General features: G+C 55.6%; 10 protein-coding genes and 1 pseudogene. 5 read left to right on the top strand and 6 right to left on the bottom strand.

Annotation, left to right across the window (positions count from 1 at the left end; genetic code table 11):
* Positions 1-219: pseudogene (locus SLH47_RS24945) on the bottom strand (MarR family transcriptional regulator); the annotation flags it as partial.
* Between the two features lie 217 nt (positions 220-436).
* On the opposite strand from SLH47_RS24945, the gene SLH47_RS24940 reads away from it, so the two are divergent.
* Both SLH47_RS24940 and SLH47_RS24935 read left to right on the top strand, forming a co-directional pair.
* Positions 437-1,222 (top strand): SDR family NAD(P)-dependent oxidoreductase, encoded by a 786-nt coding sequence (locus tag SLH47_RS24940; protein WP_320243684.1) that lies wholly within the window; start codon positions 437-439, stop codon positions 1,220-1,222.
* A 167-nt stretch (positions 1,223-1,389) separates the two neighbouring features.
* A complete protein-coding gene (locus tag SLH47_RS24935) occupies positions 1,390-1,710 on the top strand; it encodes a YybH family protein (protein ID WP_320243683.1) in 321 nt (106 codons plus the stop codon).
* A gap of 39 nt (positions 1,711-1,749) precedes the next feature.
* Here SLH47_RS24935 and SLH47_RS24930 read toward each other — a convergent pair whose 3' ends face one another.
* Positions 1,750-2,157, bottom strand: a complete 408-nt coding sequence (locus SLH47_RS24930; protein ID WP_320243681.1) for a GFA family protein — start codon at positions 2,155-2,157, stop codon at positions 1,750-1,752.
* A 197-nt stretch (positions 2,158-2,354) separates the two neighbouring features.
* On the opposite strand from SLH47_RS24930, the gene SLH47_RS24925 reads away from it, so the two are divergent.
* Positions 2,355-3,284, top strand: coding sequence for a GNAT family N-acetyltransferase (locus tag SLH47_RS24925; protein WP_320243680.1), 930 nt, complete (start codon positions 2,355-2,357; stop codon positions 3,282-3,284).
* A 101-nt stretch (positions 3,285-3,385) separates the two neighbouring features.
* Here the strand turns inward: SLH47_RS24925 and SLH47_RS24920 are convergent, their stop codons facing one another.
* Positions 3,386-3,592, bottom strand: a complete 207-nt coding sequence (locus tag SLH47_RS24920) for a ParD-like family protein (RefSeq protein ID WP_320243679.1) — start codon at positions 3,590-3,592, stop codon at positions 3,386-3,388.
* An 86-nt stretch (positions 3,593-3,678) separates the two neighbouring features.
* Between SLH47_RS24920 and map the strand changes: the two genes are divergently transcribed.
* Positions 3,679-4,533 carry a type I methionyl aminopeptidase gene (gene map / locus SLH47_RS24915; protein WP_320243677.1) on the top strand — a complete coding sequence of 285 codons (855 nt, stop codon included), beginning with the start codon at positions 3,679-3,681 and terminating at the stop codon, positions 4,531-4,533.
* Positions 4,534-4,624: 91 nt separating this feature from the next.
* On the opposite strand, the gene SLH47_RS24910 is transcribed toward map, so the two are convergent.
* A complete protein-coding gene (locus SLH47_RS24910) occupies positions 4,625-5,125 on the bottom strand; it encodes a VOC family protein (RefSeq protein WP_320243676.1) in 501 nt (166 codons plus the stop codon).
* Positions 5,122-5,736, bottom strand: coding sequence for an FMN-dependent NADH-azoreductase (locus tag SLH47_RS24905; RefSeq protein WP_320243675.1), 615 nt, complete (start codon positions 5,734-5,736; stop codon positions 5,122-5,124). Before SLH47_RS24905 ends, SLH47_RS24910 begins: the two co-directional genes overlap by 4 nt.
* A gap of 127 nt (positions 5,737-5,863) precedes the next feature.
* Here SLH47_RS24905 and SLH47_RS24900 point away from each other — a divergent pair, with 127 nt between their 5' ends.
* Complete coding sequence (locus tag SLH47_RS24900) at positions 5,864-6,784, top strand: LysR family transcriptional regulator (RefSeq protein WP_320243674.1); 921 nt, start codon at positions 5,864-5,866, stop codon at positions 6,782-6,784.
* A 617-nt stretch (positions 6,785-7,401) separates the two neighbouring features.
* On the opposite strand, the gene SLH47_RS24895 is transcribed toward SLH47_RS24900, so the two are convergent.
* Positions 7,402-7,782 carry a carboxymuconolactone decarboxylase family protein gene (locus tag SLH47_RS24895; protein WP_320243673.1) on the bottom strand — a complete coding sequence of 127 codons (381 nt, stop codon included), beginning with the start codon at positions 7,780-7,782 and terminating at the stop codon, positions 7,402-7,404.
* Position 7,783 lies beyond the last annotated feature (1 nt).

Raw genomic sequence — 7,783 nt, 5'->3', positions numbered from 1 at the left:
CGTGCGATCCATGGCGAGGAATGCTGCGACCTCACCAATCGTCGGTGGGTCAGGACGGTTGAGTGCCATCAATAGAGAAAACTGCCCTTGTTTAATGTCAAAGGGTCGAAAGGCGTTGTCAAATCGCCGGGCGAGGGCACGCGCCGCGCGCTGCGCACGAAAGCAGAGGCACCGGTCGCGAACCTCGATTGTGTCGCCGTAGGATAATTCGGTCTGCATTCTTTTATGTTGATATCAACGTAAATAAATGTCAAGTTTGTGAATATCGCTACTCGACTCAGAAGACACGTAGGATCCAGAGGATGAATAGTGGACTAAAAGCTCATCTGTGTATCGCCTTCAGTATGCAGGGTGGGGCCGGAAGGCGGTTCCATCAGTTTCCATTACCAACTGTGCAGGTCGGTCATGTTCAGCCAGTTGGGAGGATGTATTGAGGATGCTGTTGTCGGGAAAGAATGCGGTCATCTATGGGGCCGGTGGAAGTATCGGTCGACACGTAGCGGCAGCGTTCGCGCGCGATGGTGCGGCTGTCTATCTCTGCGGTCGGAATGCCGGATCCCTTGAAGCCGTTGCCGATGGCATTCACGCCGAGGGTGGGATTGCGACCGTCTCGACTGTCGATGCTCTGGATGCGGGCGCAGTTAGTGATCATGCCAATGAAATCGAGGCCTCGGCAGGCCCTATCGACATCTCGTTCAACCTGATCGGTGTTACGGATGATCAGGGCACTGAACTGACCAAGATGTCGAAGGCGGATTTTCTTCGGCCAATCGCCATCGGTGCTGAAGCTCACTTCAATACCGCAACTGACGCTGCCCGCAAAATGGAAGCGCGGGGATCCGGCGTCATTCTGGCCCTGACTGCCACACCTTCCCGCTTGGCGCTTCCGTTGGTCGGTGGTTTTGGTGCTTATTGCTGCGCCATTGAAGGGTTCTACCGGGGGCTGGCGGCAGAGGTAGGTCCCGTCGGTGTTAGGGTGGCTTGGCTACGCTCAGCCGGCTCACCAGAGACTTTCGCAGACGATGTCGCCGCCGATGAACGCGGTGACCAGGCCGGTATCGCGGAGTCCGATTATCTTGAGCAGATGAAGAACGACACGTTGCTGAAGCGCTTTCCTCGTGCGGAGGAGGTCGCTGACGCTGCAGTACTCGCTGCCTCCGACCGTGCAACAGCAATGACGGCATCGGCCATCAACGTGACCTGCGGGCAGATCGTAGACTAACGGGACATCAGCTGAAGGTCGTAGTCCGAGTTCGGGGGAGCAAGGCGCTGTTGGCAGAGGCTCAAGTTCACTGGTTTGATATGAGGGAGAGGTTGCTGACATGACGGCTTCGGACGCAAGTGAAATCAAAAAGCTTGTCCTGAGATGGCAGACGGCCATCTGCGAGAGTGATCTTCGGACTGTATTGGCCTGATCACTCGGACGACATCGTCATGTACGATGTGCCAGAGCCGTTGATGATTGAGGGCCTTGCCGCCTATCGGGAAGGATGGGAGCTTTTCTTTGCGCATAATTCACCCGGTCCAGACCGGTTTCGCGTTGAAAACCTGAAGATTGTCGCAGGCGATACCGTTGCTTTCGCGCATGGCCTTCTAACCATCGGGGGCGGTCCGGACGCTCACTGTCGCCTCACCCTTTGTTTCGAAAAGGTCAGAGGAAAGTGGCAATTCTCTCACGAGCATCATTCCATGCCGATATGCCTGGAGTGAAGCGAGGCAACGGTGCCAAGCTGTTGGCGCTTCCCTTGGCTAAAGGTGCCTTGTCTGCGTCGGAGCCTCCCACCAATTGTCGTTTAGGCCATCCATCCAATTGACCGGCGCTTCACTGAGTGCTTCGTCATCAACATCGTCAAGTGTCGCGATGGCTACGGCCACGTAAGCGCCTCCGAGTTCAGGAATATCGCCCTCGCTGAACAGACGTACACCACACTTCCCGCAAAAACAGTGCGCGTTGATACTCTGGCCGCTGGCATCATACCGCCTGAGCCATTTGTGGCCTCTGGTAATACGAAACGCATCTGGCGTTGCGGCCGCCGTCCAGTTCCGCGTTTTGCGGCAGAACGTGCAATTGCAGCGGTTCGTCCCTTCCGACAGATCAATATCCGTCTCAAAAGCGATTGCGCCACAGTGGCAGCTTCCATGATAGGTCTTTCGCATGCTGATGGTCCTGCCCGGCAATCATTCCAATCGTGTGCTGAGTATAGCGACCGTTCCCAGGCATGGTCAGGGACAAACCCAATCTGTGCTGACAGTCAGGGTCAGCAGACATTCGTATCTAGCCTCCAACGCAATTGCTCCATATTGGCTGCGACGATATGTGCGAGGCGAGGTTTTCAACTGTTAGGACCACGAGCATGGACCGCTTTGATCTCGGAGCACTTCGGCAAATGCAGGAGCTGTCGCAGCGTGTGTGCGCGATCGGTCCCGATCTGCTGAATGCGGAAGCAACTGTGGGTGAATTGGCGTGGAACTGGGGAAAGGACTGCGACACGCTTCAACCTTATTGGCGGCAACGACTTTGGGGAGAAGCTGGCAACATCGCAGCTTGGGCGTGGGTTGTTCTGCCCTACGGAGTCGAGAAACCCGATGGTGGATTGCGCAAAAATGAAGTCGCCAAACTCATTTGGCAAACCTATCCTGGGCGTCCAAACCTGATCGATGCTGTTTTTGATTGGTTTGAGGATGTGGCACAAGGTCTCGACAAAAGCGTGATTCTACAGACCGCAGATGATGTGGCTCGACGAATTGCCGAACAGCGCGGCTTTGCATTCGATGAAGAAGACGGTGCCGAAGATGGGTATTGGACCCAGTTCAACATGCGGTCGCTTGATGATATCGAAACGCCAGAATTGCCTGACGGTTTTCGATTTCTGACTGCCGAAGACGTTACCCGACGCGAGATTGTAGACGTGCATCAGGCGTCCTGGAACTCTTCGATCTTTACCGAAACGTCACTCAGACGGCTTGAGAGCATGTGGCCGTACCGGAAAGAACTGCATGTGTTTGTTCAAGCGCCGAGTGGCCTGGTGGTCGCTAGTGCGATCATATGGTTTGATGAGTTTTGTCTCGTCGCGGAATTTGAGCCAGTCGGAACCCATCCGGATTATCGCCGGATAGGGCTAGGGCGTGCGCTGCAGCTGTACGGCATGCAAAAGGTCAAAGCACTTGGCGGGGAAACCATGCTCGTTGCATGTCTCGGTGGCGCTGCGCACCCCGCTGCAAGAAACCTCTACACTAGTGTCGGTTTTCGCGAAATCGGTCGCGACTATCCAATGAAAAAATAGAACCAGGGGTATGCATGTACATCATCATTGGTGGCACAGGCAACGTCGGTTCGGCGACAGCGCGGGCTTTGTTGGTTCGCCATAACAGAACCAACGGCTGCTTATGCAGCCTCAATCTCAGGTAGCTTCACATCAGCTTCCCTGAGTTGGCGTGCGACAATCTCATTGAAAGTCTTGTCGGGATTTGTTTCGGCCAACATTCCGACCTTTATCCAAAACTCAGCCTGCGCATTAATCGACCTACACATAACAGTGCTGGCCTTGCGGATATCTTCATGTAGTCCGTCACCGATCTTTACGATGCCCATTGATGCGTCTCCTCACTAAAGATATACGAAACGTGTATGATTCATATAAGTCTTCGTCTACCCCCAGTATAGGGAGAGAACGCCAGATGGATAGCTATATCAATGTGCCAGTAGCCCCGCCCGCAAAAGACGCACGCAGGACTGAAAGCATCAAACTCTACGGACCGGACGCCTTCGAGGGGATGCGTAGAGCTGGTGCGTTAACCGCTGCCTGTCTGGACGGCGTGGCTGATCTGATCCGTCACGGCACCCCGCTATCAGACATCAACACTTATGTGTTGGACTTTGCAGTTTCATATGATGCGATACCTGCAACCCTTGGATACAAGGGCTACAAATATGCCTGCTGCACATCGGTGAATCACGTTGTTTGTCATGGCTTCCCCAATGAGAAGAAGTTGCGTGATGGCGATCTCGTCAACGTCGATGTAACGTTGATCCATGAAGGTTGGTACGGCGATTCAAGCCGAATGTATGCGGTAGGCAAGCCAAAGCGAGCGGCTGAGCGGCTTATCCAGATTACGTATACAGCTATGATGCGTGGGATCGGCGTAGTGCGTCCCGGTGCTCGTCTTGGCGACATCGGCCATGCTATCCAGTCCTATGCGCAGTCTCAGCGGTGTTCGGTTGTCCGCGACTTCTGTGGCCATGGCATCGGTCAGGTTTTCCATGACTCCCCCAACATTCTGAACTTCGGAAGAGCCGGGGAAGGATTAGAACTGCGGGAGGGTATGATTTTTACGGTGGAACCGATGATTAATCTGGGGCGTGGCGACGTAAAGATGCTGGCAGACGACTGGACGGCTGTGACCCGAGACAAGTCCTTGTCAGCACAGTTTGAGCATTCAATTGGCGTGACTGCTGACGGGTTTGAAATATTCACCGGATCAACAAAGGGCCTTCATGCACCCGGTGTTGAGCTTGAAGAAACCACGACATAGCTGCCATATTCTGCCATCAATGCGGCAGCTTTCTCCTCTGGCGCATCGTCCCGAAATCTGAAGAGAACAATGTGCTTTATCACGCGTGCACCTACTCGGCCTCGGCGAGAAGTGCGGGCACATCTAGCGGCTTCAGATCCATAACCAGGTTTCCAGCTGCGTCGCGAGGCCAGTCCGCTTGCGGGCGATCCCGATAGAGCTCGATACCGTTACCGTCTGGGTCATCGAGATAGACCGCCTCGGAGATCCCATGATCTGTCGCGCCGCTGAGCTGGATGCCTGCCTCCAGGACTCTGCGTGTCGCAACGCCAAGCGCCTTGCGATCAGGATGGAGGATCGCTGCATGGTAGAGACCTGTGTGCCCGGGGGGTGCCGGCGTGCCACCTCTGCTTTGCCACGTGTTGAGGCCAATATGGTGGTGGTAGACATTGCCATCCGGCATGCGCGCGCCAAGAAATGCCGCAGCGTTTCTGATCCGCGCCTGAAGATGAAACCCCAAGACACCTTCATAAAACGCGATTGCGCGATCCAAATCGGCCACGCTCAAATGCACGTGGCCAATACCTGTCCCAATCGGTGCCTGATAGGTCACGCCGCGGCAGCCTTGATGTCCGCGGCCAGGGTGTCCACGAAACCGTCCATCGTTGCTTCGCCCATGTCGACGGCCTTCGCCCCGCCTCCGGCGATAATCGTGACATCGGTGATGCCAATCGCTTCGAGGACCACACGCAGGTATTGCGGCGCAATATCACGATGCGCGATGGGCGAGCCCTCGGTGTAGACACCACCTGAGGCGATGAGCACTGTCGCCTTCGTGTCCGTCACAAGGCCCATACCGTTCATGCCGAGCGTCATGCCTTTGCGAACGATGTGGTCGATCCACGCTTTGAGGATTGCAGGCACGTTATAATTGTAGACCGGGGTGCTGATGGCAATCTCGTCGGCATCCAGCACCTCTTGAGCGAGCGTATCAGACAGTGCCAGCGCCGCTTTATCCGCATCAGTCTGCTCAGGTGGCGGCGTAAAATACGCTTTCAGCCAAGGACCGGTCACAAACTCGAGGCCGGTGTATGTGAGGTCCCTGCGCCGGACTTCGCCATCCGGGTGCGCAGCTTTCCAATCTGCAACAAAACGATCGGTCATTGTTCTAGAGACTGACGCTGGTCCACGGGGGCTGCTGTCGATCACGAGAAGCTTGGGCATGCTACCATCCTTTGATTGTGCGGTGCGAAGCGCACCGAGAAACACTTTGATGACAGCAATATCGCCTGTTCTACTTTCAATGAAAGTGATGTAAATGTGATGATCTCCATCATCAGAAGAGATGCTTATGATCTCTGCTCTTACCCTCGAACAGTTACGTGTTGTCGTCACCGTTGTGGACGAAGGCAGCTTTTCCGCGGCAGCGCGCGCCTTGGGACGTGTTCAGTCAGCGATTAGCCAATCTGTTTCCACGATTGAGGAAATCCAAGGCGTCACGATCTTTGATCGCTCCGCCTATCGTCCGACGCTGACGGAGACTGGCCGTGTGTTGGTCGATCAAGCACGACATGTGTTGGCGTCCGCCGCGCGGTTTGAACGCATCGCACAAGGGGCTTCCGAGGGACTTGAGGCCGAGCTAAGACTTACAATCGATCCGCTTGTGCCGAGCGAGCCACTTCTGCGTGCTTTGCAAGATCTTCGCGACCACTATCCAGACCTACCGATTTCATTTTCGACAGAAGCACTGGGTGGACCTTTGCGTCGTGTGCGGGACGGAACAGCGGCCCTTGGGGTTTGCACCCTGCTGCCCACAGTTCCCGACGATGTACAGGTCTACGCCTTGATGCGCACGCATATGCTCCCCGTTGTCGCCAGATCCCACCCGCTCGCCTCGCTAGCACGACCTGCAACAGCGATGGACCTTGCTGATCATGTGCAGCTCGTTTTGTCGGATCCCGACAATCCAAGCGGTCCGAACTTCGGGTTGGCCAGCCCGCGCGTTTGGAGGTTCGCCGACCTCAATCGTCGCTTGGACTTTCTTGCCGCAGGCTTTGGTTGGTGCCGCATGCCAGAACACATAGTCGCCGCGTATCTGGCCGACGGCACACTCGTCCGGATCGAAGTAGAAGAAGATACAGCTCCAAAAGAAGGTCTCCCGATCTATGCGACGCACCTTCGTCAGCACACCTGCGGACCGGCGACCCGGCTCTTGCTGGATCGCTTGCAATTTCATGCGGAGTATCGGGCCGTGACTCTGGCCGCGAACTAGACCTTGGCTGCGCCCCTGGCAACGACGTGATCCGGTTCGCGTCTACGGCACCAATTGGCAAGACGATCAACGACCTGCACCGCGAATGAGAACATTGACAGTCGATTGCCCCAACACGACGGCCCTTTCAACCGACATCCCGAATTTGAAGACCCATTCGCTTTCATTCTATTGGCGGCTGTCCAAAGATTGGGCCGGGTTGGGTTTTGACCAAGTTGCAGGCCGACGCATTTGTTACGCTCGACTCGGCGCTAGCGCGGTCGGTCGAAAGTCTGGTTCAAATTGGGCGGTTCGATAACTTGTTCTCCTGAAGCCTGCGCTGCGGCAAGACCTGCAGATTTCTCACCGGGGTTTCAGTCTTGGATGCTGGCGGCCCAGAGCCGACCTTGAGCACCTTGTTTGGATGCTGCGGTCGCACCCCGCATTGCGGACCTTCGCTGCAGGAGCAGAAAACATCGGCACTTGCAGGTTAGGAGCGCGGGACTTTTCAGCCGTTCAAGACAGGTCCGTTAACGATCGCTTGGCTGCAATCTCCGCCCTTGCAGTGGGATTGTTTATGCAAAGCGCTTAGACGATTGAAAACCCAACCGCCTCATCTTGTGCACCCCTACGCAGAGCTAAGCGTCCTCCAGAACTTTACGCGCAACGCGAAAGCACTCAAGCGCTTGAGGGACGCCGCAGTAAATCCCGATGACATGAATAATTGCGCGAATTTCGTCTGTGGTGACACCATTATTGATCGCGCCGCGGCAATGGATTTCCCACTCGTGCATCTTGCCCAATGCTCCGATCATCGACAGGTTCATCATCGAACGTGTCTTGGCGTCGATCACCTCATCGCCCCAGCCGAACCCCCAACACCATGCTGTCATCGCCTCTTGAAAGGGGCGGGTAAAATCATCAGCGGAGGCGAGGTTCTTTTCAACGTATTCCGCCCCCAGCGTGGCTTTGCGTTGCTCTAGTCCCTTTAAGAAAAGATCTTCGTCAAATGCGCTCATC

The sequence above is a fragment of the Cognatiyoonia sp. IB215182 genome (genome assembly GCF_033963905.1).
In the GTDB taxonomy this organism is placed as follows: Bacteria; Pseudomonadota; Alphaproteobacteria; order Rhodobacterales; family Rhodobacteraceae; genus Yoonia.
The sequence above is the reverse complement of the archived record's forward strand: the minus strand, read 5'-3'. Positions and strand labels throughout refer to the sequence as shown.